This window comes from Streptomyces sp. NPDC001980 (assembly GCF_040296885.1).
In the GTDB taxonomy this organism is placed as follows: Bacteria; Actinomycetota; Actinomycetes; order Streptomycetales; family Streptomycetaceae; genus Streptomyces.
In genome coordinates, this window is the sequence record NZ_JBEOYD010000036.1 from 87,943 (window position 1) to 114,401 (window position 26,459).

24 protein-coding genes are annotated in these 26,459 nt (G+C 69.2%); 18 read left to right on the forward strand and 6 right to left on the reverse strand.

Annotated elements, in window-relative coordinates; all coding sequences use genetic code 11:
- Window positions 1-93: 93 nt before the first annotated feature.
- Window positions 94-840 (reverse strand): SDR family NAD(P)-dependent oxidoreductase, encoded by a 747-nt coding sequence (locus ABT137_RS38810; RefSeq protein WP_351716219.1) that lies wholly within the window; start codon window positions 838-840, stop codon window positions 94-96.
- Window positions 841-1,088: 248 nt separating this feature from the next.
- Here ABT137_RS38810 and ABT137_RS38815 point away from each other — a divergent pair, with 248 nt between their 5' ends.
- Both ABT137_RS38815 and ABT137_RS38820 read left to right on the forward strand, forming a co-directional pair.
- Window positions 1,089-2,888: an MFS transporter gene (locus tag ABT137_RS38815; RefSeq protein WP_351716221.1), complete on the forward strand. Its 1,800-nt coding sequence runs from the start codon at window positions 1,089-1,091 to the stop codon at window positions 2,886-2,888.
- 155 nt (window positions 2,889-3,043) lie between these two features.
- Entirely contained in the window at window positions 3,044-3,463 is a 420-nt protein-coding gene (locus tag ABT137_RS38820) for a nuclear transport factor 2 family protein (protein ID WP_351716223.1), read from the forward strand.
- A 25-nt stretch (window positions 3,464-3,488) separates the two neighbouring features.
- Here ABT137_RS38820 and ABT137_RS38825 read toward each other — a convergent pair whose 3' ends face one another.
- Window positions 3,489-4,268, reverse strand: coding sequence for an IclR family transcriptional regulator (locus ABT137_RS38825; RefSeq protein ID WP_351716225.1), 780 nt, complete (start codon window positions 4,266-4,268; stop codon window positions 3,489-3,491).
- A gap of 146 nt (window positions 4,269-4,414) precedes the next feature.
- Here ABT137_RS38825 and ABT137_RS38830 point away from each other — a divergent pair, with 146 nt between their 5' ends.
- The 5 genes from ABT137_RS38830 (at window position 4,415) to ABT137_RS38850 (ending at window position 10,025) form a co-directional block, all read left to right on the forward strand.
- Window positions 4,415-5,611, forward strand: a complete 1,197-nt coding sequence (locus ABT137_RS38830; RefSeq protein ID WP_351716226.1) for an FAD-dependent monooxygenase — start codon at window positions 4,415-4,417, stop codon at window positions 5,609-5,611.
- 13 nt (window positions 5,612-5,624) lie between these two features.
- Window positions 5,625-6,728 (forward strand): NAD(P)-dependent alcohol dehydrogenase, encoded by a 1,104-nt coding sequence (locus ABT137_RS38835; protein WP_351716228.1) that lies wholly within the window; start codon window positions 5,625-5,627, stop codon window positions 6,726-6,728.
- A 195-nt stretch (window positions 6,729-6,923) separates the two neighbouring features.
- Window positions 6,924-8,618 (forward strand): thiamine pyrophosphate-binding protein, encoded by a 1,695-nt coding sequence (locus tag ABT137_RS38840; RefSeq protein WP_351716229.1) that lies wholly within the window; start codon window positions 6,924-6,926, stop codon window positions 8,616-8,618.
- Window positions 8,615-9,412 carry an SDR family NAD(P)-dependent oxidoreductase gene (locus ABT137_RS38845; RefSeq protein ID WP_351716231.1) on the forward strand — a complete coding sequence of 266 codons (798 nt, stop codon included), beginning with the start codon at window positions 8,615-8,617 and terminating at the stop codon, window positions 9,410-9,412. Before ABT137_RS38840 ends, ABT137_RS38845 begins: the two co-directional genes overlap by 4 nt.
- Window positions 9,413-9,476: 64 nt before the next feature.
- Entirely contained in the window at window positions 9,477-10,025 is a 549-nt protein-coding gene (locus ABT137_RS38850; RefSeq protein WP_351716234.1) for a VOC family protein, read from the forward strand.
- A gap of 280 nt (window positions 10,026-10,305) precedes the next feature.
- Here the strand turns inward: ABT137_RS38850 and ABT137_RS38855 are convergent, their stop codons facing one another.
- The gene (locus ABT137_RS38855) at window positions 10,306-10,911 is read right to left on the reverse strand and encodes a TetR/AcrR family transcriptional regulator (RefSeq protein WP_351716236.1); all 606 of its coding nucleotides are present in this window, start codon (window positions 10,909-10,911) and stop codon (window positions 10,306-10,308) included.
- A gap of 383 nt (window positions 10,912-11,294) precedes the next feature.
- Here ABT137_RS38855 and ABT137_RS38860 point away from each other — a divergent pair, with 383 nt between their 5' ends.
- The 11 genes from ABT137_RS38860 (at window position 11,295) to ABT137_RS38910 (ending at window position 24,066) form a co-directional block, all read left to right on the forward strand.
- Window positions 11,295-12,359: a lipocalin-like domain-containing protein gene (locus tag ABT137_RS38860; protein WP_351716239.1), complete on the forward strand. Its 1,065-nt coding sequence runs from the start codon at window positions 11,295-11,297 to the stop codon at window positions 12,357-12,359.
- Window positions 12,360-12,566: 207 nt separating this feature from the next.
- Window positions 12,567-13,208: a (2Fe-2S)-binding protein gene (locus ABT137_RS38865; RefSeq protein ID WP_351716241.1), complete on the forward strand. Its 642-nt coding sequence runs from the start codon at window positions 12,567-12,569 to the stop codon at window positions 13,206-13,208.
- Between the two features lie 12 nt (window positions 13,209-13,220).
- Window positions 13,221-14,201 carry an FAD binding domain-containing protein gene (locus tag ABT137_RS38870; RefSeq protein WP_351716243.1) on the forward strand — a complete coding sequence of 327 codons (981 nt, stop codon included), beginning with the start codon at window positions 13,221-13,223 and terminating at the stop codon, window positions 14,199-14,201.
- Window positions 14,198-16,384, forward strand: coding sequence for a xanthine dehydrogenase family protein molybdopterin-binding subunit (locus tag ABT137_RS38875; protein WP_351716245.1), 2,187 nt, complete (start codon window positions 14,198-14,200; stop codon window positions 16,382-16,384). Before ABT137_RS38870 ends, ABT137_RS38875 begins: the two co-directional genes overlap by 4 nt.
- Before the next feature lie 97 nt (window positions 16,385-16,481).
- Window positions 16,482-17,690: an XdhC family protein gene (locus tag ABT137_RS38880; protein ID WP_275768859.1), complete on the forward strand. Its 1,209-nt coding sequence runs from the start codon at window positions 16,482-16,484 to the stop codon at window positions 17,688-17,690.
- 909 nt (window positions 17,691-18,599) lie between these two features.
- Window positions 18,600-20,183 carry a sugar ABC transporter ATP-binding protein gene (locus ABT137_RS38885; protein ID WP_351716247.1) on the forward strand — a complete coding sequence of 528 codons (1,584 nt, stop codon included), beginning with the start codon at window positions 18,600-18,602 and terminating at the stop codon, window positions 20,181-20,183.
- Window positions 20,183-21,199 (forward strand): ABC transporter permease, encoded by a 1,017-nt coding sequence (locus tag ABT137_RS38890; RefSeq protein WP_351716249.1) that lies wholly within the window; start codon window positions 20,183-20,185, stop codon window positions 21,197-21,199. Before ABT137_RS38885 ends, ABT137_RS38890 begins: the two co-directional genes overlap by 1 nt.
- A gap of 331 nt (window positions 21,200-21,530) precedes the next feature.
- Window positions 21,531-22,697, forward strand: a complete 1,167-nt coding sequence (locus ABT137_RS38895) for a sugar ABC transporter substrate-binding protein (RefSeq protein ID WP_351716251.1) — start codon at window positions 21,531-21,533, stop codon at window positions 22,695-22,697.
- Window positions 22,698-23,075, forward strand: coding sequence for a nuclear transport factor 2 family protein (locus tag ABT137_RS38900; protein ID WP_351716252.1), 378 nt, complete (start codon window positions 22,698-22,700; stop codon window positions 23,073-23,075). It abuts the gene before it with no gap.
- Window positions 23,075-23,491 carry a nuclear transport factor 2 family protein gene (locus ABT137_RS38905; protein ID WP_351716254.1) on the forward strand — a complete coding sequence of 139 codons (417 nt, stop codon included), beginning with the start codon at window positions 23,075-23,077 and terminating at the stop codon, window positions 23,489-23,491. The genes ABT137_RS38900 and ABT137_RS38905 overlap by 1 nt, the downstream gene beginning before the upstream one ends.
- Before the next feature lie 185 nt (window positions 23,492-23,676).
- Window positions 23,677-24,066: a nuclear transport factor 2 family protein gene (locus ABT137_RS38910; RefSeq protein WP_351716256.1), complete on the forward strand. Its 390-nt coding sequence runs from the start codon at window positions 23,677-23,679 to the stop codon at window positions 24,064-24,066.
- Between the two features lie 97 nt (window positions 24,067-24,163).
- Here ABT137_RS38910 and ABT137_RS38915 read toward each other — a convergent pair whose 3' ends face one another.
- The 3 genes from ABT137_RS38915 to ABT137_RS38925 form a co-directional block, all read right to left on the reverse strand.
- A complete protein-coding gene (locus ABT137_RS38915) occupies window positions 24,164-24,412 on the reverse strand; it encodes an MDR/zinc-dependent alcohol dehydrogenase-like family protein (RefSeq protein ID WP_351716258.1) in 249 nt (82 codons plus the stop codon).
- Between the two features lie 829 nt (window positions 24,413-25,241).
- Complete coding sequence (locus ABT137_RS38920; protein WP_351716260.1) at window positions 25,242-25,967, reverse strand: MBL fold metallo-hydrolase; 726 nt, start codon at window positions 25,965-25,967, stop codon at window positions 25,242-25,244.
- Between the two features lie 27 nt (window positions 25,968-25,994).
- Window positions 25,995-26,459: dioxygenase family protein (locus tag ABT137_RS38925; RefSeq protein WP_502984647.1), on the reverse strand; the 465-nt coding region annotated here is incomplete at its 5' end.

Here is a 26,459-nt window from a genome sequence, read left to right on the forward strand (position 1 = left end):
CACGCCGCGCCCGATCCGCCCATGCTCTGGGGCAGTTCGCCGGATGACGAACACCTCGGCGGACGGGTGTCCCGGCGGCCCGTCGCGGAGGTCCTAGCGGCGCGTGCTGCCCCCGTCCGTGACGATGAGCTGCCCGGTGATGAACGCGGCGTCGTCGGAGGCGAGGAACGCCACGACGCCCGAGACGTCGGACGGCATCTGCACCCGTTTGATGTTCTGCCCTTGCACCGCCTGCTCGAAGAAGGACTCGTCCGTGTTCTCCACGGCGGCGGCCGTCCGGACGAGACCCGCGGCGACGCCGTTCACGGTGATGTTGTGGGCGCCGAGGCCGGTGGCCAGGACGGAGGTGAATCCGTTCAGGGCGCCCTTGGCGGAGATGTAGGAGACGAAGGGCGGCGGCGCGGTCCAGTAGCTGGCCGAGGTGATGTTGATGATCCGACCCGACCCGGACTCCTTCAGGTGCGGCAGGAACGCCTTGGAGGTCAGGAAGGGGCCGTCCACGTTGACGGCGAAGGTGCGACGCCACTCCTCGTAGGTCACGCGGTCGAAGTCGGCAAGCAGAACCACGGCCGCGTTGTTCACCAGGATGTCGACGGGACCGAGGTCATCGCGGACCCGCGCGGCGAAACCGCGGATCGCCTCCTCGTCGGAGATGTCGACCTTGTCGCTGACGAATCGTCGTCCGGTCTCCGCGACGAGTGTCCGCGTCTCGTCGGCCGGATCGATGTCCGCGACCGCGATGTCCGCGCCCTCCGACGCGAGCCTGCGGGCGATCTCCTGCCCGATCCCCCTACTGCCTCCGGTCACGACGGCGATCTTGCCGGTCAGTCTCCCAGACATGACGCATCTCTCCTCGGCCAGCGCTCGAACGGTCTCACTCCTGGATGGTGCGCATCGACGCCGTCGACGGGAGGTGGCTTGTCCGTCCAATGAACATGTCCATTGAGCGTGACGGGGGTCACTTCCTACCTTGTCGCTACTCGCTGATTGGTCACCGTGCTGTGCGTCCTGATTCAGGTTTGACCGAAGAGCCACGCGGAGGAACTCCGCGAGGGCACCAGGGCCGGTTCGGCAGCGGTGCTGCCGGGATGGCCGAGAGCCGAGAGACAAGCACCCGCAGCAAGGTCCGGCGGCGAACGTCGGTTCCGACAGCAACGCTTTGCGCCAAGGAGTCGTCCATGGTTCAGATCGAAACACCCGGTGCGAAAGAGGGAGAGGGTGGCAGATACACCCTGAGCTCAGGCACTCTCGCCGCGGTGGTGCTCGCTGTGTGCCTCTCGCAGATAGCCCTTTCCGTCCCCTCGCTCATCACCGGGCTGATCCAGCAGGATCTCACGCCGACCTCGGCCCAGCTGACGTGGATCGTCGACGCCTTCTTCATTCCCGTCGCCGCGTTGGAACTGGGCTTCGGTGTGTTCGGTGACCTGTTCGGCCGCAAGCGCCTGCTCGTCGGGGGCGCCGCGCTCATCGTCGTGGGCTCGACTCTCGCGGTCCTGGTGCCGGGTGAGGGATCGTCGACCGGCACGCGGGTGACGTTACTGATCCTGGCCCAGGTCCTCAACGGCATCGGGGCCGCGGCCATCTTCCCGACAAGCCTCGCCATGGTGGCGGCCGGCACGCACACCACCGCCACCCGCGCGCGCGGCGTGGCGATCTGGGCCGCCGCGCTGTCGATCGGCGGCTTCCTGGGGCCGCTGCTGGCAGGCGTCGCCGCCAAGATCCACACCGGATGGGCCGGGAACGCGAACTGGCGCTGGGCCTACGTCGGTGTTCTTGCCATCGCTGTGGTGAGCGTGGTCCTGTCGCTGGCCCTCGCCCAGAACTCGGCGTCACCCGAGGGCCGATCCATCGACTGGCCGGGGCAGATCACTGCCGCGCTCGGCCTGTTCGCTCTGCTGTACGCCGTGATCCAGGGCCCCGAGAGCGGCTGGGGGAGCCCGCAGATCGTCATCGCGTTCATCCTCGCGGCCGTCTTCCTCGGGCTGTTCGTCTTCGCGGAAGGTCGCGTGGCCGCGCCGCTGCTTCTCCTGAGCGCCTTCAAGAACCGGGCGTTCGCCGTGAACTCGGTGGTCACCGTGATCGGGATGTTCGGCTTCCTCGCGATCATGTACTCCACCAGTATCCGCCTCACCACCATCCAGGGGTTCAGCCCGCTGAAGAGCTCCGTCGCCTACCTCTTCTTCGGGGGCATCGGCCTGGTGCTGTTGCCCCTCACGTCCAGGCTGCTGGAGCGCTACAACCCCCGCTGGGTGCTCTTCACCGGCCTGGGGCTCATCGGCGTCAGCGGGCTGTGGTTCGCCGGCGTTCCGGCGAGCGACCGGGCTTTGGGCGCCATCGTCGGGCCTCTGATCCTCGCCGGCGTCGGTTCAGGACTCGCCTTCGCCGCCATGAGCGCGGTTGCGGTCAACTCGTTGCCCAACCACCTCGCCGGTATGGCAAGCGGTGCCACGAGCACGTTCCGGGACCTCGGGTTCGCCCTCGGCCCCGCGATCACAGGTGCCGTCGCGCTGGGCCAGGCCGCCAAGGAGATCGCCCGCAACGTGGCCGACAATCCTGCCCTGAGCAAGGCCTATGCGGCTTTCCAGGCCGCTCCGGCCCATGCTCCCGCGGATCAGAGACCGCAGCTCGAGGCGGCGGTTCATGCCGTGGCCTCAGGCCCCCTGGGGGCCAACTCGGTGCCGGCCAGTGTCATCACGCCCGATGGTCAGGTCGTGCCCTTCAACCCGCTCAAGGACGTCGCCTTCCACGCCCTCAGCCACAGTTACTCCCACGCATACGTGCTCGGTGGCGTGGCTGCTCTCGTGGCGGCGGCACTCACTCTCGTGGGTGCGCGCGGTGGTGTGGGCGAGACCCATCTCGACGACGACCCGCACACCCTCGACGGCTGATGCCCGACGAACGCACCGGCGCCGGGACATGAGGACAAGTCGGCCAGGACGACCGGAGCGCCCGTCGCGACTTCTCCTCCTGAGCAACAGCCGCGACGGGCCACGGCGTACACAGAAAAACGCTCAAGAGATCTACTCGGACAGGAGTCGGACCAATGACCACCACACAATCGGCACCGAGCAGTACGGACGACGTCCGCGTGCCGACCACGGTCGCTCAGGCGGAGGCGGCGTGGCTCATCGCGATCACAAAGGGCGACGAGGAGCAGCGTCACCTCATGCTCCGCGACTGCGTGATCGTTCACGGCCCGGTCGGCAATGTCCACGACCGCGAACGTTTCCTCCGCTACAACGCGTCGATGGGGGCCACCCTCGAGGCCGAGACCAGCGAGGTGACGTGCCAAGAGCGAGAAGGACGTGTCATCGTGACGTGCTTTCAGAAGATGCGCATCCGGCGCGTGCCCGACCTGCCGCCCTTCCTGGTGCAGGCCGTGGCGACTCGGGTGTGGTTCTCGACCGACGAGGGATGGCGCCTCGGTCACATGCAGCTCTCCCGGCGCCAGCCGTCGGCATGACGTGCCGGTTCCCTCGCCCCGCGGGCTACGAGGCGCGGATGGGAATGCCCGGCCGCCAGCCGAGGCTCCTGGACAGTCCCAGTCCGCTCGCGACCAGCGAGGGAACCACCGCCTGCAGTTTGATCGAGCCCGCGGCCACCACGACGGACAGGGCCGCGACGACTTTGCCGCTGCCGTCGACGATGCGCGTCGCGACCGACTCAGCCCCTTCGGTCAGCTCTTCCTTGACGACCACCGTTCCGGTCGAGCGACAGGACGCCAGTTCGCAACGGAGTTCGGCCGGGTCCACGATCGTCTTGGGAGTGAAGCGTTGCAGCCTTCCCGCCAGCACTTCATCGATGAAGGCCGGACTGCTGTGGCTCAGCAGCACCTTGCCGACACCGGAGCAATGCAAGGGGAGAAGACCGCCGACCTGCGACGTCAGGCCGACAGCGTGAACCGCCGACAATCGCTCGATGATCACGGCCTGGCCGCCCTGGAGGACCGCCAACTGCACGTGCTGGCGAAGAGCCGTGTACAAGTCCTCCACGAACGGCTGCGCGGCGCTGCGAAGCGTCTCGGCGCGCGGTGCGAGGGTTCCGAGGCGCCACAACGGCAGGCCGATCGCGAACCGGTTGTCGCTGGTGCGCTCCAGCGCGCCGGCCTCGACGAGTTCGAGCGTGAGGCGCCTGGCGGTGGCGTGCGGCATGCCGGTGCGTCTCACCAGGTCGGCGAGGCTCAGCTCGGTGTTGTTGGGGTCGAAGGCGAACAGCAGGTCCCACAGCCGGGAGCTCACCGAGCGCCCGGGTTCGTTCGCGCGAGGCATGGACCTCTCCTTTGTCGAGCGTGACCCCGCTCACCCTACCTTCAATGTTCGTTGGATGGATAGCCCTGTTCTATCAATGCGTATTTCACCGAACCCTGCATACAGCCAGTTACCACCTCGCTCGAGGTCCACGGGAGTGAAAGAGCATGAGCACAGAAGACGGCCCCAAGATCGCGATCCTCGGTGGCGGTATCGGGGGCCTCGCCGCCGCGGCGTTCCTTCGCGACCAGGGCTTCGAAAGTGACGTCTACGAGCAGGCGGCCGCGCTCACCGAGGTGGGCGCCGGCCTGGTGATCGCACCCAACGCCGCCCGCCTGCTACGACGTCTCGGCGTGCTGGACCGGTTCATCAAGCGCGCGGTGCGCATGGAGATCGGCTGGGAGTTCCGGCGCTGGGAGAACGGCGCCGTTCTCTCGGCGGAGAACCTGGAGGAGGGGTGCATGCGTCTGTACGGCGAGCACACCTACGCCGCCCACCGTGCCGACCTGCTCGACGCCTTGAGGTCGGCGGTACCCGAGCACTCGATCCATCTCGGCAAGCGCTGCGTCTCGGTCGAGTTCGAAGGCGACCGCGCGGTCCTTCACTTCGAGGACGGCGAGACGGTCCGCCCGGACATCCTCATCGGCGCCGACGGAGTCCACTCACGCGTGCGCGGCGCCATCGTCGGGCCTACTCAGGCCAGGGAGTCGGGCATCTGCGCCTTCCGGGCTCTCGTACCGGCGGAGCAGGCACCCGACTTCGCCAGGCGGCGCGCACAGACCCTCTGGATCGGCCCCGACCACCACCTCGTGCACTATCCCGTTTCCGGCGAGGAGTACATCAACCTCGTCGCCTTCGCACCGGCCGGGACCAACAGTGTCGAGTCATGGACGGCCACCGCGACGCTCAGGGAACTGCTCGACGAGTTCGCCGGCTGGGATCCGCGTCTGGTGGAGCTCATCACGGCAGCCGACACGCCAGGGCGTTGGGCGTTGCTCGACCGCGAGCCCCTCGACCGCTGGAACCGTGGAAACGCGACCCTGCTGGGTGACGCGGCCCACCCGATGTTCCCGTTCTTCGCCCAGGGCGCCGCCCAGGCGATCGAGGACGGTGCTGTTCTGGCCCTGTGCCTCGCGGCGGACCCGGACAACCCGAGCGCGGCGCTGGGACGCTACGAAGAACTCCGCCGACGCCGTACGGCCCGCCTGCAGGAGGTGTCGCACGGACGGTCCCATATCAACCACCTTCCGGACGGCCCGGAACAGCGGGCACGCGACCTGGAGTACTCGCAGGCCGACCCGCTCAAGACGAACGGCTGGATCTACGAGTACGACCCCGAGACCGCCGTATCGGCGTCGGTGTGATGCGGAGGTAGACATGGAGATCACGGCCGCGGTGTCACGCGAGAGTCGGGCCGTCCCCGAACTCGAGCAGGTCGACCTCGGGGATCCGAGGCCGGACGAGGTCCTGGTGCGCATCGTGGCTACAGGCATCTGTCACACCGACATCAATTGTCACAACGGTCATGGGATTCCCGTACCTCACCCGATAGTGCTCGGGCACGAGGGCGCAGGGGTCGTGGAGGCGGTCGGTCCGGGGGTGACGCGCCTGCGAGCCGGTGACCATGTGGTGCTCTCGGGCAACTCCTGCGGTGTGTGTCCCAGCTGTCTCGACGCGCGGCCCACCTACTGCCGGGAGGCGATGCGTGCGGCCTTCGGCGGGGCGCGATTCGACGGCAGCTCGCCGATCACCCAGGCCGGAGACCGTGTTGCGGCCGTGTTCTTCGGACAGTCCTCCTTCGCGACGTACGCGGTGGCGCCCGCACGGAGCGCGGTCCTCCTCCCGAAGGACGTCCCTCTGCACCTGATGGGACCGCTCGGCTGCGGCGTCGTCACGGGGGCGGGCTCGGTTCTGGAGTCGTTCAGGTTGCGCCCCGGTCAGTCGATCGCGGTGTTCGGCACCGGAGGCGTGGGGCTCGCGGCCGTCATGGCCGCCCGTCTCGCGGGCGCCCGGCGCATCGTCGCCGTCGACGTCAGCCGCCCCCGACTCGAGCTCGCCGTGGAGCTGGGCGCGACCGACACCGTGCTGGGGGGTGACGGCGGTGAGGAGGCGGCACTGCGACAGATCGAGCCTGACGGATTCGACTTCGCGTTCGTCACCGCGGACGTGCCGTCCGTCTACGCGACCGCGACGACGTGCCTGGACGTCGAAGGCACCCTCGGCTACGTGGTGGCACCCGCGGGCGAGTGGGTCCCGGACACCGGTTTCCTCCTCTCCGGCGGTCGCAGGCTTCAAGGGATCATCGGCGGCTCGGCCAACCCCCACGCCTTGATCCCGCAGCTGGTCGAGTACTGGCGGGCGGGTCGGTTCCCCTTCGACCGGATGATCGAGGAGTTCTCCTTCCACGACTTCGCCAAGGCGTGGAAGGAGGCCGGTTCCGGGCGGGTGATCAAGGCCGTGCTCAGAATGCCGGAAGCCTGACATCACTTCCGCGAACAGTCCCGTCAATGCGATGTCGATCTTTCCAAGGCGAACAAGGCATTGACCGTCCAACGAACACAGCCGTTGTCCTCGCCCAGACCGCACCCGAGACTGCGGTACGGATCGCCCGAGATGCGGCCCCACACGCAGCTTTTTGTTGAAACTCTGAATACGCCCAGAGAGGCGGACCATCGAATGGCAACCGCAACCGGTAGTGGACTCGTCGTGCGAACGCTGCAGCGAGCCGGAGTCAACGTGGCCTTCGGCCTGCCCGGAGCACACATCGACGGCATCCTCCAGGACGCCCTCGATGCCAAGCTCCGGATCGTCGACGTGCGCCACGAGATGAACGCCGGCCACGCGGCCGAGGGCTACGCGCGGGTCACCGGAAACCTGGGGGTCGCCGTCGTCACGGCCGGCGGCGGCTTCACCAACGTCCTGACCTCGATCGCCAACGCCCATCTGGACCGGACCCCGGTCCTCTACATCGCGGGCTCCGGTCCTCTGGAGACGGACCAGGTCAACGACCAGCAGGCCGGATTCGACCAGGTCGCCATGGCCGCCCCGGTGACCAAGTTCGCGCATCGCGTCACCCGCACCGAGCTGATCCCCCGCCTGGTCGCCCAGGCGATCCGCACCGCACAGTCGGAGCCCAAGGGCCCGGTACTCCTCGACATTCCCTGGGACGTCCTCCGCCAGTCGGTCGACGTCGACGATGTCGAGGACTACCGCGTCGAGGTCGACGGCACCGGTGTCTCCCCCGCCGGTGCCGTCGACCGCATCGTCGAGGCGCTCGGCGCCGCCCGGCGGCCGGTCGCGCTGGTCGGCAAGTCCTTTGTCACCGCAGAGGCACGGGCGCAGCTGCACGAGTTCGCCGCCCGTACCGGAGTGCCCCTCTTCTCCGACTGGGAGGGCCTCGGGGCGATCGTCGGCTCCGAGCAGCACGTCGGTCTCGTGCAGACCCTGGCCACCGTCCCCGAGGACGAGCGACCCGACCTGGTCCTGCTGCTCGGGCTGCGGTTCGGGATGACCACCCAGTTCGGTACGGGCCGACTGCTTCCGAAGAGCGCGCGGATCTTCCAGATCGACCCCGACGGGCGTGAGCTCGGCCGTCTGCAGGATGTCGAACTCGGCGTCCAGGCCGACGCGGTCGGCACGGTCGGCGTGCTGAACGAGCGCCTGGGCGACGGTCCCGTGCCCTCCGGGCGCGACGACTGGCTGAAGACCCTGCGGGAGGTCTCGGCCACCCGGCGGTCCGCGCTCGCCGCCGAGACCGAGGGACACGAGGGCGCGATCCACCCGTACCTCGCTGTCCGGACGATCGCCGAGAGCGTCCCCGACCGGGCCACCGTGGTCGTCGACGGTGCTCTGACCGAGCTGTGGCTCTCCGAGACGATCGCGCTCGCGCCGCTGGCCCACTACCTCGGGCACGGCTACCTCAGCTCGATGGGGAGCACCTTCGGCGTGGCCGTCGGAGCGCAGTACGCGACCCCCGACAAGGCGACCATCCTCGTCACCGGCGACGGCGCCGTCGGCTACAGCCTGGCCGAGTTCGACACCCTCGTCCGCGCGGGACTCCCGGTCATCGTGATCGTCCTGAACAACCAGGCCTGGGGCGCCACCCTGCACACCCAGCAGTTCTTCTTCGGACAGGACCGCGTCACCAACAACCGCCTGCAGAACGGCTCCTACAGCGCCGTGGCACGAGCCCTCGGTGCGGACGGCGTCGACGTCACAGAGCTGGACCAGCTCCGCCCGGCGATCGAGGCGGCCCTCGCGGCCCGCCGCCCGACGTGCATCGACGTGCGCGTGAGCCTCGAGCCCATTCCTCCGGAGGAGCGCGTCCTGAACGGCGGAGCGCCGTTCGGCGGCATCGAGATCGACGCATGAGTCGCGATCTGCCCGTCGAGGACCGGCGGCAGCGCTTCCGCGGGAAGACCTGCCTCGTCACCGGCGGCAGCCGGGGACTGGGACTGGCAGCCGCACGGGCCTTCGCCCGCGAGGGCGCCCGCGTGGTCATCATCGCGCGCGACCCCGACCAACTGAAGACGGCGAGCGATCTGATCGGCGACGGCACGATCGCCGTATCCGCGGACCTCTCCTCCGTGGCCGACATCAAGGCCGCCTTCACCGAGGTCGCCGCACGGGTCGAACGTATCGACGCCGCCTACGTCAATGCCGGGCAGGCGGGCATCAAGCGCCTCGACGACATGGACGAGGCCACCTGGGACTCGGTGTTCGACACCAACGTCAAGGGCTCGTTCTTCGTGATGCAGAGTCTTAAGCCCCTGCTCTCCCCTGGCGCGGCGGTCGTCTTCTGCGGCTCGGCGGCCGGTCGCAGGGCCAGCGCGGGGACCGCCGCCTACGGCACCAGCAAGGCGGCGCTCGAGCACCTGACACGCATCCTCGCCGCCGAGGTCATCGCGGAGGGAATCCGGGTCAACATCGTCATTCCGGCCGGCATGAACACCGATATCTCCGCACGTACGACGGGCCTGCCGCCCGGCGGGGCGGACGCCTTCCGGGAGCGGCTCAGGCTCAGCACTCCCATGCTCCGAGAGGGAGAGCCGGAGGAACTCGCCGACGCCGTGCTCTTCCTGGCCTCGTCCGAAGCCGGCTACATCACGGGGACGGCCCTTCTCGTGGACGGTGGCCTCACCGGCTTCTTCCGCCCCTCGGCATAGCGGCGAAGGCCGCTGTCGATCACCCGCAGAGCCGCAGGACCCGACCCGAGTGAGGACGACCACCATGCAGTTTCCCTTCGGTCAGCCGACGGACGCCATCATCCAGGTCGCGTACATGGTCCCCGACCTCACCGCCGGGATGCGCTGGTGGACCGACGAACTCGGCGTCGGGCCCTGGTTCGTGAACGGAAGGCTCGGCGGCGAGGGCTCCACCTACCGCGGTGAGCCGGGGAAGGCGGAGTTCACCCTCGCCCTCGCCTTCTCCGGGCACATGATGGTCGAGCTGATCCAGACCCTCGACGACGAGCCTTCCATCTACAAGGACGCCCACGAACGCCATGGCTACGGCTTCCATCACGTCGCCAAGATCGTGCCCGACGTCCGGGAGGAGGTCGAACGTCGTGAGGCGCGCGGAGCGTCGGTACGTTTTCACGATCTGACCCCGGGCGGTGACGTCTTCTTCCTCGACGGCGGTGAGGATGGCCCGGGGATGATCGAGCTCGTCCAGGACAGCGAGATCACGCGAGAGATCTTCACATCGGCCTGGCGGGCATCGGTCGGCTGGGACGGATCGCGGTCGGTGCGCGACTTCGCGGAGTTGCTGCCGGCCTGACCGTGGGGCGGGCGAACGGCCGTGTCGGGAGGCGGCACGGCGGTGTCGGGCGAGGGGTGCGACACGGCCTGCCCGGGATTGTCCGCGGGACCAGTCAGCCCGGCGCATGCGACCGCAGTTACGGCGAGACAAGCACCGTCGGCGCCGGGCACCTGTCCGGGAACCGGGGCAGCGGCGGGCGGGCCGGCAGCGCTCGGTCGGCGTCAGTGCGACGGGCCGCCGGCAAACGACCGCCTCGCTCCGCCCTGCGGCCATGGAGCGCGGGCGGTTCGACACTTCCCTACCGGGGCTTCGCGCCGCCCGGGGCCAACAGGCCGTCCATCACCAGTCCGGCCAGGGCCTCCGCCCTGGCGAGACGTTCTGCCCGCGGCAGATGCTCGGGGCGCCCCAGGCGCCGGGCGAGAGCCTCATGCATCAGTCCTGACACCGGAGCGGTGATGGCGAAGAACAGGACGTCCATCGGAACCCGTGCGATGCGCCCGGACGCCATCAGCCGCTCGATACTGGGCACGACGAGAGCCAGTGTCGGCTCGATGTGACGCTGGTAGAGGTAGTCCAGCCGCTCGGTGTCCCGTGCGAACGCGTCCTCCATCAGCAGGGCCAGCCGCGGTTCGTCGATGTGAATCCGGTAGAACTCCAGGACGAACTGCCGTACCACGGCCTCGTCCTCGCTTCCCGGCGGGGGCGGCGTCATGCGCGTGAGCTGAGCCCCGAGGGCGGCATCCACCACCGCACGCCAGAAGGCCGCCTTCGACCCGTAGCGGTCGTTGATGAAGACGTGGCTGACCCCCAGTCGGCGCGCCAGCTCCCGTGCCGACGCCCGGTCGTATCCCAGCTCCGCGAACGCCTCCAGGCCCCGCAGCAGGACGTCCCGCTCCGCGGGCACCGTAGCGGCATCCCCGCTGGGGCGCCCCGGGCGTCGAGTGGTACTCGCCTTCCCTCCCACATGTCCTCCTCAGACGGTTGTACGCGTGTGCCCACGAGTCGGGGTCAGCGTAGCCACCCTGATCGGTGCATCTGCGCATCGCCCCTGATCAGCGCCTCACACGAGGGCAGATGCGGCGGCCTCGTCGGATCAGCGGTTGACATCGGCCGAGCGCCAGCTAATCTTACAGGTGTCAGTTATCGCAAGGGGGTACACACCAGCCCCCCTTCCGGCACCACGGGTTTTCCTCCCACGGGTTACGTGCACCCATCCATGGTACGAAACCGTTTCGTACATGATGGTGCTCTGTGCATCCGTGCGGGACATCCGCGCAAGGAGCCATCATGCGCAAGACCACCGTAGGCGCGGCCGCCATCGCATCCGCGCTCGTCGCCTCGCTCACCCTCGCCTCGGGGGGACCGGCCACCGCGACAGCCGCCGACTCCACCGAGACGCACAAAACCACCTCGGGTCTGGCACAGACCGACCTTCCGGTTCTCGTCGACCCCGCCGCGGACCTCGCCGCCACCACCGACCGGCAGAACCAGTCCTGGTACGTGACCGCGCAGGTGACCACCGGGGGCCACCGGTACGGATTCCTGGCCCACTACGTGAACATCGGCGACGTCAAGAACGGGTTCGGCTCGTCGGCCGTGTCGATCATCGACCAGGACACCGGCTGGTACACCAAGTCGGAGATCCGCCTCCCCGCCGGGTCGGGTCTGTCCGACAAGCAGGGCGTGGACATCCACACGGACAACATCACCTGGACCGGCGACACCAGCGAGCAGAAGCTGCGCGCGAAGGTGCCCGAGGGGACCATCGACGTCACGCTCCGCCCGCGCGGAAACGTCCTCTACAACATGGGGACCGGGTACTTCCCGATGTTCGGCGACGCCAAGTACCCGAACTACGAGTACGCCCTCCCCACCATCGACACCTCCGGCACGCTGACGATCAACGGCCGCACCGACAAGCTCCGGGGGCAGTCCTGGCTGGACCGCCAGTGGGGCCCCCTGCCCCTCAGCAACACCGCCGACCGCGCGTGGACCTGGATGAACCTCAGCCTGTCCAACGGCGACCGGATCAGCGTCTGGAACACGAAGCTGGAGAAGAAGAACAACTTCGCGACGATCCTCAAGCCCGACGGCACCCAGACCGTCGCCGAGGCGACCCTCACGCCCGACGAATCCACCCTCTGGACCAGCCCGACCACCGGAAAGACCTACCCGACGCGCTGGAAGGTCAGCATCCCCGGCGAGGACGCCAAGTTGAACGTCGTCTCCCACACCGCGAACCAGGAACTGCCGGAAACCGGACCCCGCTACGAAGGCAGCGCCGCCGTCACCGGAAGCTACGACCACCGCCCGGTCACCGGCACCACCTACGTCGAGGTCACCGGCGGCTGAACGGCTGAACGGCGGTCGGCCCTCCCGCCTGCCGCACGCCCCCCGGCGGATTCGGCCGGACCAGGGCAGGAGGGCCGGCCGCGTCGCGAGCACTCAACCGGCGGCGCGGCCGGATGCCCTCACCTGTGCAACCCCTTCGCGCGACTCCCTCCCGGTGAGTCCGCCCCACGCCCTGACAACCCACGCACCCATCGAGGGAGAGTGGACATGTCCACCGACCGTCCCGTCCCGGTCGGGACCTCATCCGCCGAGTCCGAATCCGCGCCCACCCGGCGTACTTTCATCGCCACCACCACCGCCGTCGGAGGAGCCGTGGTGATCGGCGGCCTGGCCACCGCGTCGCCCGCCCTCGCCACCGATGAAGCGGTGGCCACCGAGGCACCGCCCAACAGCCTGGTGTCCCTGACGGTCAACGGCGTCCGGCACACCGTCACGGTCGACAACCGCACCTCGCTGCTGGACCTGCTGCGCGAACACCTCGACCTGACCGGTTCGAAGAAGGGCTGCAACGCGGGTGCCTGTGGCGCCTGCACGGTCCTTGCCGACGGAAGACGGGTCGCCTCCTGTCTGACGCTGGCGGTGCGGCTGGAGGGCGCCGAGGTCACCACGATCGAGGGCCTGGAAAAGGGCGGCCGACTCCACCCTCTGCAGCAGGCGTTCATCGACCAGGACGCCTTCCAGTGCGGCTTCTGCACGTCGGGGCAGATCGTGTCCGGGGTCGGCTGCATCCAGGAGGGCCACACCGGATCGCAGGACGAGATCCAGGAGTGGATGAGCGGCAACCTCTGCCGCTGCGGCTGCTACGTCAAGATCGTCCGCGCGGTCCAGCAGGCCGCCGACCGGATGTGAGGTCCGATACCCATGCATCCCTTCACCTACACCAAGGCCGCGGACACGCGGGAGGCCCTCGCCGCCGGTGGGCGCGGCGGGCGTTACATCGCCGGCGGCACCACGCTCGTCGACCTGATGCGGGAGACCGTCGAACACCCCGGAGCCCTGGTCGACATCAGCGGCCTGCCCCTGCGCGAGGTCAGCGTCACCGCGCGCGGCGGTCTGCGCATCGGCGCCCTGGTCCGCATGGCCGAGGCCGCCGCCCACCCCGAGGTGCGGTCCGGCTACCCGCTCGTCTCGCAGGCGCTGGAGCTGAGCGCCTCGGCGCAGCTGCGGAACATGGCCACCATCGGCGGCAACATCATGCAGCGCACCCGGTGCACGTACTTCCGTGACGTGACCGCCGTCTGCAACAAACGCGAGCCCGGCTCCGGGTGCGCCGCGCTGCACGGCTTCAACCGCAGCCATGCGATCCTCGGCACCTCCGACAGTTGCGTGGCCACGCACCCTTCCGATCTCGCGGTCGCTCTCACCGCCCTGGACGCCGACGTCCACCTGCTGGGCCGGGAGGGCGAACGCACCGTGCCCTTCGCCGAGTTCCTGCTCCGGCCGGGCAGCACCCCGAACCGCGAACAGGCCGTCCGACCGGGCGAGTTGATCACCGCCGTGGAGATCCCGGCCCACCCGCGCCCACTGAAGTCGGGCTATCTGAAGGTGCGTGACCGGCAGTCCTACGAGTTCGCGCTCACTTCCGCGGCGGTCGCGCTGCACATCCGCGGCGGCGTCGTCCGTGAGGCGAAGGTCGCCGCCGGCGGTGTGGGCACCGTGCCGTGGAGGCTGCCCGCCGTCGAGCGTCGCCTCATCGGCGGGCGTCCCTCCGACGGGCTGTGGGCCGAGGCGGCCGAGTACGCGGCCGACGGGGCCCGTCCCCTCACGTACAACGGCTTCAAGGCCGAGCTGCTCAAACGCACCGTCGAACGCCAGCTGCGCATCGTAGGAGGCACCCGATGAGCCAGCCACAGGCAGCGGTCGGCGCGGAGGTGCGCCGGGTCGACGCACGGCTGAGGGTGACCGGCAGAGCGAAGTACGCCGCCGACAACAGCCCCGACGGGTTCGTGCACGCGGTCGTCGTCGACAGCGGCGTCGGCAAGGGCCGTATCACCGGCATCGACACCCGCGCCGCCGTGGCCCAGGCCGGCGTCCTGAAGGTGATCAGCCACCTCAACGCGCCCAAGCTGCCGCCCCTCGCAGGGGGATACCCGCCGGGTGCGCCGCTGCGCGCCTTCCAGGACGACCGGGTCCGGTTCTTCGGACAGCCCGTCGCGGTCGTGGTGGCGACCACGCTGGAGACGGCACAGCACGCCGCGAGCCTGGTCGGCGTCTCCTACGACGCCGAGCCTCCCTCGACCGACATGAGCGTCGCCGACCCCGCCGGCGACGGCCAGACCTATGCCCGAGGTGATGCCGAGGGGGCCCTGGGCTCTTCCGCCGTCCGGCTGGAGATGACGTACCAAACGGCCCGCAATCACCACAACCCGATCGAACCGGCAGGCATCGTCGCCCGCTGGGACGGCGACCGGCTGACCGTCTGGGAGAAGACCCAGTGGGTGCAGGGCGCCGTGTCGACCCTGGCCGGCGAGTTCGGCATCCCGCCGGACCACATCCGCGTCCTCTCGCCGTTCGTCGGCGGCTCCTTCGGCAGCCTCGGCCGCACCTGGGTGCACTCCGTCATCGCGGCCATGGCCGCCCGGGAGGTCGGACGCCCCGTGAAACTCGTCCTCACCCGCAGGCAGTTGTACTTCGGCGTGGGATACCGGCCCGCGTACGAGTACGGACTGCGGCTGGGCAGCGACCGGCGGGGCCGCCTGACCGCGTCGGCGCACGAGGTCCGAGCCGAGACCTCCCGCTACGAGACGTACACCGAAGAGGTCCTCAACCCCGGCCGGATGCTGTACAGCACCCCCAACGTCCACCAGACATATTCTCTGGTTCCGCTGGACGTGAGCACGCCGTGGTTCATGCGCGGCCCCGGCTACTCCAGCGGCGCCTATCCCGTCGAGTCGGCGATCGACGAACTCGCCCACGAACTGGGCATGGACCCCATCGAGCTGCGGCTGCGCAACGAACCGGCCGACGACGAGTCCAGCGGGCTGCCGTTCTCCACCCGCCGCCTGCGCGAGTGCTACCGAGCGGGCGCCCGCGCGTTCGGCTGGGAACGGCGCAGCCCCGAGCCCCGCTCGACGCGTGACGGCGACTGGCTCATCGGCATGGGGATGGCCGCCGGTGTCTACGACACCCTGCGCAGCCCGGCCCAGGCCTCGGTCAGGCTCGCCGCCGACGGCACCGCCCTGGTGCAGTCCGCGACCAGCGACATGGGCCCCGGCACGGCCACCTCCATGACCCAGGTCGCCGCCGACGCCCTCGGCCTGACCATGCGCCAGGTGACCTTCAGGCTCGGCGATTCCAGCATGCCCACGGCCCCCATCCACGCCGGCTCACTGACCATGGCCAGTGTCGGATCCGCCGTCCAGGACGGCTGCGACAAACTGCGCAAGCAGGCGATCACGCTCGCGGTCAACGACGAGGAATCACCGCTGTACGGCGCCGCGGCCGCCGACATCGTCGTACGAGGCGGCCGGCTGTATGTGAAGGACGAGCCCGCACGCGGGGAGACGTACCAGCGGCTCCTGGCTCGCAACGGCCGGACCCACTTGGAAGTGCTCGGGTCGTACGCCGGGCCCTCGGGACCTGAGCGGTTCTCGCTGTACGCGTACGCAGCGACGTTCGCCGAGGTGGCCGTCGACGCCCGGCTCGGGCTGGTACGGGTCCGGCGCATGGTCGGCGTGTACGACGCCGCACGGATCATCAGCCCGACACTGGCCGACAGCCAGGCCATCGGCGCCATGACCGGCGGCATCGGTCAGGCCCTGCTGGAACACACCATTACCGACCACCGCGACGGCCGGATCGTCAACGCCAACTTCGCCGACTACCTCGTGCCGACCCACGCCGACATACCCGAGATGAAGGCGATCTTCATCCAGGGCGAGGACTACGAAGCCGACCCCATCGGTGTCAAGGGACTCGGCGAGATCGTCATCGTCGGGGTGGCGCCCGCCATCGCCAACGCGGTCTTCAACGCCACCGGCCGCCGGGTCCGCGAGCTGCCGATCAAGCCCGAGGTCCTGCTCTGAACCCCCGGGTGGCCGCCACGCCACCGGTCACCCGGGCCCCAGGGCCGTCGCCGTACCGTCGGCCCGCCACGACCACCCACCGAACAGAGAGCCCGCCATGCTCAACATCGCGGAGACACTGCACCGCTGGTGTCGCGAGGCCCGCCCCTTCGCCCTCGCCACCGTCGTCGACGTCAGTGGCAGCTCCCCCCTGCCCCTCGGCACCGCCCTCGCCGTCGGCATGGACGGCGCCGCGGTCGGCGGCGTCTCCGGTGGCTGTGTCGAGGCGGCGGTCTACGAACTGTGCCAACAGGTCCTTGCGGACGGCGGGCCACCCACCCGCGCGAGATTCGGCTACTCCGACGACGACGCCTTCGCCGTCGGCCTGACCTGCGGCGGAGAGATCGACGTACTGGTACAGCGAGTGGTGCCCGCCGTCGAGCCCCACCTCGCCTCCGCCCTCGGTGCCGTGGCAGCGGGGCGCCCCCTGGCCGTGGCCCACGTCGTCGACGGCCCTGATGAGCTCGTCGGCCGTATCCTCCATATCCCTGCCGAGGGCGCCCACGAGGGCGCTCTCGGCGAGGAGAACGAGGACCGGGCGGTCGTGGCGCATGCCCGTGCCCTCCTCCGGGCGGGCCGCACCGCCCGGATCGAACTGGGCCGCGCCGAGGGTGAGGCAGAGAACTCGGGGGACGGTACCTGCCCGCGGCAGCTCACCGTCCTGGTCCACGTCCACGCGCCCCGACCCCGCATGCTGATCTTCGGCGCCATCGACTACGCCTCCGCTCTCAGCCACGCAGGCAGTTTCCTCGGCTACCGGGTCACCGTCTGCGACGCCCGCCCGGTCTTCGCCACCGCCGCCCGCTTCCCGCACGCCGACGAGGTCGTCACCGACTGGCCCCATCGTTACCTCGCGGCCACCGAAGTCGACCCCCGCACCGCCATCTGCGTCCTCACCCACGACGCCAAGTTCGACATCCCGCTGCTGCGCCTGGCGCTGACGCTCCCCGTCGGCTACATCGGCGCCATGGGCTCCCGACGTACCCACGAGCGCCGTATCGACCTGCTGCGGGAGGCCGGCGTCCCCGAGGACCAACTGGGCCGGCTGAACTCCCCGATCGGCTTGGACCTCGGCGCCCGCACCCCCCAGGAAACGGCGGTGTCCATTACGGCGGAGATCATCGCCCAGGCCAACCACCACACCGGTCTGCCCCTGTCGCAAGGCACCGGCCCCATCCACCGCACGGCCCACGCCGACGGCCGCCGGATCGACTCGGAGGCCGTCGGAGACAACCGGTGCCTGTCGATGCCGACGGTGAACCGCTGAGAGGCCTGGCCGTTCCGCCACCCATAGGACACCGTCCTCACCCTGATTGATTGAGGCTTCCTTAGAAGCCGCGTCTCTTTTTCGCTGGATCAGGGCGCGGTGGCTCACAGCAGGTCGTCCACGTGACCGGCGACATGGTCCAGGTTGGCCTTCGTCGTCAGCCGCGGCCGAGCCCTCGACGGCCACGGGATGCCAGTTCGATAGGTCCTTCGAAACCGTCGTGACTACACCGGCCCTCCAGGCCGTGTGACCGAACCTGCCACCCAAACCTGCAGCAGACCCCTGTGGACCCGCGCGGCGAACTCCTGGATCGCGTGCTCATTGGATACCGACACGAGCCTGCGGGCGATCTCATGCCCGATACCGGAACTGCCCCGGTCACGACGGCAGTCCTGCCCGCCGGTTTCCCAGCCATGACTCATCACTCCTCAGTGAGCGTTCAACGTCCGTCGCTCCTGGATGGTGCACATCGGAGCTACCGATATGGGTGACTTGTTCGTCCAATGAACATGTCCATTGAGCGTGACGGGAGTCACTTCCTACCTTGTCGCTGCCCGCCGGTCACCGTGTCGAGCGTTCTGAATCAGGTTTGGTTGAAGAGCCACGCGGAGGAGCTCCGCGAAGGCCCATGGGGCGGTTCGGCAGCAGTGTTGCCGGGATGGCCGCGACAGAAGCACCCACATCCGGGGCCGGCAGCGGACGTCGGTTCCGACAGCAGCGCTTTGTGCGCAAGGAGTCGTCCATGGTGCAGACCGATTCACCCAGTGAGGCAAAGGGAGAGGGTGGCAGATCCGCCCTGAGCTCAGGCACTCCGGCCGCAGCGGTTGTCGCTGTACGCCTTGCGCAGACAGGCCTTTCCGTCCCCGGCGGCGTCGGGGAGACCGACGTCGCACGGCAGGGGCGGTAGCCATGGCCGATGAATCCGCGAACCCGCCGGTCCCGCGGCTCGAGGTCCGCAATCTCACCAAGACGTTCGCCGGCGTCGCGGTCCTCGAGAACGCGAGCCTGACGATCGCCCCGGGAGAGGTGCACGCCCTCGTCGGGCAGAACGGCTCCGGCAAGTCGACGCTCATCAAGCTGATCTCCGGCGTCTACTCGGCGGATCCGGACGGCGAGATCCTCCTCGACGGCGAGCGGATCGGCCCGCCGATCAAAGCGAAGGCGCTGCACGAACAGGGTCTGTCGTTCGTGCACCAGGATCTCGGTCTCGTGCCCGACCTCTCGGTACGCGACAACGTGCGGGTCGGCCGGCACGCGGTCAACCCGATCACCCGCCGGATCCGCACCTCCGAGGACGCCGTCGCCGTCGGTGAGACGCTGAAGTACCTCCGCACCGACATCGACCCGTCGGCCAAGGTCTCGACCCTGCTGCCCAGCGAACGGGTCGCGGTCGCGGTCGCTCGCGCCCTGCAGGACCGGACCCCCGGCGCGGGCGTCGTGGTCTTCGACGAGTCCTCGCGCGCCATCCCGCATGAGGCGCTGCCGGCGTTCTACGACATGATCCGCCTGCTCAAGAGCCAGGGCACGGCCGTGCTGTTCGTCAGCCACAACCTCAAGGAGGTTCTCGAGATCGCCGACCGGGCGACCGTCCTGCGCAACGGCCGCGTCGTGGAGACGGGCGTTCCGACGGCAGGGCTGGACGAGGCCGAGCTGACCAGCCTCGTCCTCGGGCGCGCCGCGGAGCTCGGCGACATCATGCAGAGCCTGCCGCCCGCGCCCCGGCCCGAGACGGTCGAGGTCGTCGGCATCTCCGGCGGACGGGTCGAGGGCGTGAGCGCCGCCATCCGCCGCGGCGAGGTCGTCGGCTTCACGGGGACGGTCGACTCCGGGCTGTCGGACCTCGGACCGCTGCTCGGCGGCGACCGGCGAGGCGCCGGCCAGGTCAGGCTCGGCGAACGGGTCGTCGATCTGGCCCGGGCCAGGGTCGTCGACCTCCTCGACGCCGGGATCGCCTTCATCCCCGCCGATCGGCACGACAAGGGCATCGCCCTCGAACTGACGGTCGAGGAGAACGCGACCCTCCCGCACCTGCGCCGCCGGGGAAAGCCCTGGTGGACCGGGTTCAAGTGGCAGCGCGCCGAGACCGAGGGCATCATCGAGCGGTTCGACATCCGGCCGCCGAACCCCACGATGCCCGTCGCCGCGATGTCCGGCGGCAACCAGCAGAAGGTGCTGCTCGGCAAGTGGCTCCTCGGGACGCCCGACCTGCTCGTGCTCGACGACCCCACCCAGGCGGTCGACGTCGGCGCGCGTCACGCGATCCTCACGGCGAGCCGGCAGGCCGCCGCCGACGGATCCGCGGTCATGGTCTGCTCCGCCGAGGTCGAGGACCTCGCGGCGATCTGCGACCGGGTTCTCATCCTGCAGGACGGCCGGATCGTCCGCGAGATGACGCGACCGTTCGACGCGGACGCCGTTCTCGCCGCGATCTTCGCCGTCGATGACGCGGCGCACGCTCACGCCCCCGCACCGACTCCCGCAAACGAGGTCTGATGGCAACCACACGGTCACAACCCACCATCGCTGCGGGCGCCGCACGTCAGAAGACGGGCATCCCGCTCACCCGGGCGGCCGCCTACGTGCTCCAGCGGTACAGCCTCGTGCTGCTCTGGATCATCATGGTGGTGCTCTTCCTGGTACTGCTCCCGAACGGCGTCGACCTCGGAAACGCCTCGCGCGCGGTCCTCGGCCAGCAGACGCCGGTGGTCTTCCTCGGCCTCGCGGTCATCACCACGATCGCCGTCGGCGAGTTCGACCTGTCGTTCGCCTTCATCTACGGCCTGGCGGGAACCGCGTTCCCGGCCCTTGTCGTCCTGCACGGCTGGCCGGTCTCGCTGGCGATCCTCGTGGCCCTCGCCGCGGCGCTGCTCGTCGGCCTCGTCAACGCGGTACTCGTGGTCATCGTCGGGATCAGCTCGATCGTCGTCACCCTCGGCACGGGGAGCGTCGCCCTGGGGATCGCGCTGCTGATGTCGAACCAGTCGAACGTGAGCGGCCTCGACCCGGGGCTCGCGCAGGTCGCGCTCGGCAGCTTCCTCGGCCTCCCCGCGGTGTTCTGGTACGGCGTCGTGCTCGTCATCATCACCGCGTACGTCATGACCGCGACCCCGCTCGGCCGATCGATGCTGTTCGTCGGGTCCAACCCGAACGTCGCGAGGCTCGCCGGCATCCCCGTCCGCCGCATCCGCTTCGGGGGCTACCTGATGGCCGCCCTGCTCAGCGGCGTCATCGGCATCATCCTCGCGTGCGGTGTCGGCGGGTTCAGCACCGCGACGGCCCAGGTGCAGATGATGCCGGCTCTCGCCGCGGTGTTCCTCGGAACGATCGCGGTGGTCCCCGGGCGCTTCAACGCGATCGGCATGTTCATCGCCGCCTACTTCCTGCTGACGGGCATGTTCGGGCTGCAGCTGCTCGGGCTGTCCGGATGGGTGACGAACGTCTTCTACGGTGCGGCGCTGATCATCGCCATCACCGTGTCGCTTCTTCTCCGACGCCGCGCCCGCGCCTGAACGGGCTCCTGCAACGCACCTCCCTCCTGACCGCCGCCTGCGGCGCAGGAGTCCTGGGCCGGTCGGCGTGCTCCTTGTCGGCATCGCGATCGTCCTGACCTCTGTCGCGGCTCTGCTCGACGACGCGGTGCGGTTCGGGACGCGCGACACGCGTCTGCCCGAACGGCAGCGAGGCCGCGAACGCCGACATGCCGTTGTCCGGCGTCTTCCCCGTCGCTCTGCCGCGACACACCCGGGCCGGGACCGTGATGTCCCTCGTCCGCGGACGGGAAGCGCTCCGCTCTCGAGAGAGGGCCAAGTGATGACACACTCAATGAAGAGAGGCAATCTCATGCTGAACGGGCGCAATCGGTCGCGCGAACTTCTCGCGGCCTGCACGGTGCTGGCACTCACCCTCGTCGGCTGCGGCAGCAGCAAGACGAACTCGGGCTCGTCGGGAGACGCGAAGGGATCCGTTCCGGCCACCGTCGCGGCGGCGGTCAAGGCGGCGAGACAGCCGATCGACACGTTCGCCGCGCCGGGTCCGGCCATCAACACGTCGAAGATCACCGGCGGCAAGGTCTACGTCATCGTGCCGGCGCTCGAGGTGCAGGACTTCTCGGTCGTCGCGAACGAGATCAAGAGCGTGTTCTCGCGCTTCGGCGTCGACGTGGAGGCGTGCGGCACGACCGGCGGCTCGCCGGACGGCGTCGCCAACTGCCTCCAGCAGGCGATCAACGCGAAGGCCATCGGCATCGTCACCGTCGGCATCACCCAGAACACCGCCCCGAGCGCGATCGCCGCGGTCGCGAAGGCGGGTATCCCGCTGGTGAACGGCGTGACGACGTCCTCCGGCCCCGGCGACCCGAAGCTCGTCAGCTACGTAACCCCCAACTTCGTGAAGCTTCACTCCTGGCTGACCGATCAGTTCATCGTCGACTCCAAGGGCTCGGCCCATGTGCTCGCGATGCGCACGACCTCGAACGACATCACGCCGGCCTGGGCCAACGACGGCGTCGTCAAGGTGCTGAAGGACGACTGCAGCGGCTGCTCGTCGAAGGTGATCGACGTGAACACGGTCAACCAGGACAAGATCCCCACCGAGGTGTCGACCTCGCTGGTGGCGGACTCCAGCATCAAGTACATCGTGGCCGGTACGAACAACTACGTCCCCGACGTCGTCTCGGGAGCGCAGGCCGCCGGCCGTAGCGCCACGGACACCCAGGTCGGCACCGTGGGCGGCTCCCTGGCCGTGATGCAGCAGCTCGGCAAGTCCCAGTGGACCGGCGCGGTCGCCGCGTTCAGCCTTCCGGCACTCTCCTGGTACCTGTCCGACTCGCTGCTGCGGCTCATGGTCGGTCAGCCGCGCGCGGGAGTGCTGGACTTCCCGTTCCAGCGTCTGTTCACATCCGCCAACGTCACCGGCCTCGACCTCACTCAGAAGGGGTGGTCGAGCGGTTCGTGGTACGGCAAGGCCGACTACGTGGACGGATTCCTCAAGCTGTGGGGCAAGAAGTAGATGACTGACGACGACATCATCGAGCGCAACAAACAGGTTGTCGAGGCGTTCGTCAACGACGTGGCGATCGCCAAGCGACTGGACCGTCTTGACGACCTCGTGGCGGTCGACTACATCCAGCACAACCCACACGCCGGGCAGGGGCGAGAGGGCGTCCGTGAGTACTTCGCCGGCTTCCATCGCGCACGCGAGAAGGATCTCGATCCTTCCGGGACCATCGAAGTCCACCTGATCGGCGAAGGGGATCTCGTGGTACGTCACGAGATCCGCGTCAACGGGCTCCACATCGACATCTGGCGGGTTCGGGACGGCATGCTCCAGGAGCACTGGGACGCCTGGCGTTCGGCACCGGGCTACGACTCGCCGGCGGGCTCGTGATGGCGGCGGTCGGCCCCGGTGGGGCGGCGGCATCGGAAGCCGAACGGCTGGAACGCAACAAGCGGCTCGTCGAGGACTTCCTGGCGGTCGCCCACGGCGATCTCGCGGGTCTGGACCGGCTCGGCGAGTTCGCGGCGGCCGACTACATCCAGCACAACCCGAACATCGAACAGGGACTGGAGGGGCTCCGGAAGTTCTTCACCTACATCCTCTCGCTGCCCCCGGAGGAACGGCTCGACCCCTCCAAGGAGCTGGAGGTGCACCTCATCGCGGAGGGCGACTTCGTCGTCCGGCACGAGATCCGCGAGGACGGATTGCTCATCAACGTGTTCCGTCTCGAGGACGGCCTCGTCAAGGAGCACTGGGACGCATTCCGCCCGCCACCCGGCGGCACGATCATCCACGGTCTCGAATGAGACATCGACATCCGGAAGGCAATTCAAGAACCTGGACCGTCTCGACGGTCGCGAGGACGCCCGCGAGTTCTTCGCGTTCTTTCACAGGGGTGCGCGACGGCATGCTCCATGAGCGGTGGGACTCCTGGCACCTGCGCCAGGACACGAGCTTCTTCCGGGATTCTGATCCAGCGAAGGGAATGGGAATGGCTGACGAGATCCACGATCTCGAGCGCAACAAGCAGATCGTCGCCGAGTTCTTCGAGATCGCCCACGGCACCGTGGCGGGACTGGAGCACCTCGACCGGTACGTGGCCGAGGACTACATCCAGCACAACCCGAACATCGAGCAGGGCCGCGAGGGGCTCCGGAAGTTCTTCACCTACATCCTCTCGCTGCCCCCGGAGGAACGGCTCGACCCGGCGAAGGAGATCGAGGTGAACGTCATCGCCGACGGCGAGTTCATCGCCCGTCAGGCAATCCGCGAGGACGGGATGCTGATCGACGTCTTCCGCGTACGCGAGGGGCTGCTCGTCGAGCACTGGGATGCCTTCCGTCCGCCGCCCGGCGGCAAGGTCATCCACGGACTCGAGTGACCCCACCCGACTTGAGCACCGGCGCCATCCGGCCCCTGCTGGAACCGGATGGCGCCGGCATCTCCGCCTCAGCGACGCGGATCGACCGTGAGCGTTCTCAGGGCATGGGCAGCATGGGCTTCACCACCCGGTCGGACGTGGTGTCGGTCCAGGCCGTCGCGATGTCGGTGAACGGACAGGTCCGCACGAGGCTGTCGAAGGGGAATCGGCCGTGTCTCCAGAGCTCGATCAGCTTCGGGATGAGCGTCGCCGGGATCGCGGAGCCCCCGATGATGCCCTGGAGATAGCAGCCTCCCGCGAACAGGTGAGCGGTGTCGGGCGTCCATTCGCCGTGAGGTGCGGCCACGAAGCCGCAGGTGCCCACGACGTCCAAACAGGCAACCGCGGCGCGGTAGGAGGACGGCTGGTCGGCGATGACGAAAGAGGAACCGAAGCCGTGCGGCTCGATCGTCCGGAGCTCGTCATCGATGTTCGGACCGGACAGGTGCCGGTTGCGCCGAGCTCGCGCGCCAACGACAGCTGCTCGGGGCCCACGTCGACGGCCACGAAACACGTGACGCCCGCCACCCTGCCGCCATGACCGCGGCGAGGCCGACGCCCCGAGCCGAGGACGACAATGGAGTCGCCGGGGCCCAGCCTCAGGGCCTTGATGACCGACCCGGCGCCGGTGATCATCCCGCAGGCCAACGGCCCGGGTATCCAGAGCGGCACGTCATCGGGACCTTCACCGCCCTCCCGGCCGTAGCGACCGCAGAGGTGGCGAGCAGGGACTGCCCGAAGAACAAACCGCCGATCCGCCCTCCGTACCGGCTCAGCGGCGTCGACGCGTCGGCCGCCGAACGCGACCAACATGCCCTCGCGGCCGTAGGTGGATCGCCCGGTGCGACATCTGGGGCAGACTGCCGCACGTGTCGCCGAAGAGGACGACATGGTCGCCAGCCGCGAACCCGTCGGCGCCCACCCGCTCCACGACCACGGGGATGCAGCGCCCGGCATGCGCGTTGATGTCGATGTGGCGGATCCCTGTCGCCACAACGCGCACCAGGACCTCATCGGCGCGCGGCTCCACGAACCCGACCTCCTCGATCCGCGGGACCAGCTCCCCTGGACACGAGACAGCTGCCCCCACGGACACGGTGCAGACCGTGTCTGTGGGGGCAGCGCCACGCGAGACGTTACAGCTTGCCGGGTACGGAGGACGCCAGCGCCGCTCCCAACCCGCTCAGCACCCGCGGGTCCGCCACCGGATCGCCGTGTCCGGGGCACAGAAGCGCGACGTCGTGGGCTGCCATCGCCGCGGCGGAGCGGCGGGCCGAGGCTGCGTCGTCGTTGAAATGACCCAGCGTTGGCCCTCCCGACAGGGTGACGATGAGGTCGCCGGTGAACAGGACACGGGACCCCCTCACCAGGAGGCCGATGCTGCCCTCCGTATGCCCTGCTCCGCTGATCACCGCCGCCCCGCCCCCGATCGCGATGACGTCTCCCGCCTCCACCTCGGAGTCGACGCGACACGGAGGGGCCGGTGGGATGCCGGCGGACAGCCGCTCGAACACCGCGCGTTCCTCGTCGGTGAGCGTCCGGCGCGGGGGCCGGCGCTCGCCGCGGATGATCGGAGCGTCCGCGCGATGCGCGACCACTTCGACATCGCCCCAGCTCGCCACGTCCGCGGCCGCGCCCGCGTGGTCCTCATGGTGATGTGTGAGCACGAGCCGCCGGAGGGCCGTGGTACGGAAGCCCAGCTCGGCGAAGGCGGCGGCGAGCGCGGGCTCGTCCCCGGGAAACCCTGCGTCGATCATCGTGACCTCCGACCCGTCGCGCCAGAGGTAGACCTGCGGGAAGCCCGTCCGGATCATGAAGAGATCGGGAGCAAGTTCGCGGATCTCCGTCGCTCGATCGCCCATGGCCTGTGTCGTCCTTGTCCCAGTGCCTCATACGCCCGCGGGGGCGAGCACGATGTCGAAGCGCACCCGGCTCCACGCGCCGTCGATGACGCGGCCGTCGGGTGTCGGCGTGCCGGCCGGCTGCCGTGCGAACCGCTTGATCAGTGAGTCCTTCACACCGAAGACGGTGTCCTTGCGGCCTATCGGGTCACCCTCGGGGAAGATGTGGGTCACCAGCGTACGGGCCCCCTCGTGGGACACCATGAAATGCAGATGGGCGGCGCGCAGCGGTGAACGGCCGACCGCGTCGAGCATTTTGCCGACGGGGCCGTCGTTGGGGATGGGATACGGCGTCGGGGTGAGGCCCCAGAAGCGGTAGCCGCCGTCGGCCGCGGAGAACAGGTGCGCCCGTCCGGCCCGCTTGCCGGCGTCGTACTGCACGTCGTAGAGCCCGTCCTCGTCGGCCTCCCAGACCTCGATCCGTGCACCGGCGAGCGGATTGCCGTCGGTGTC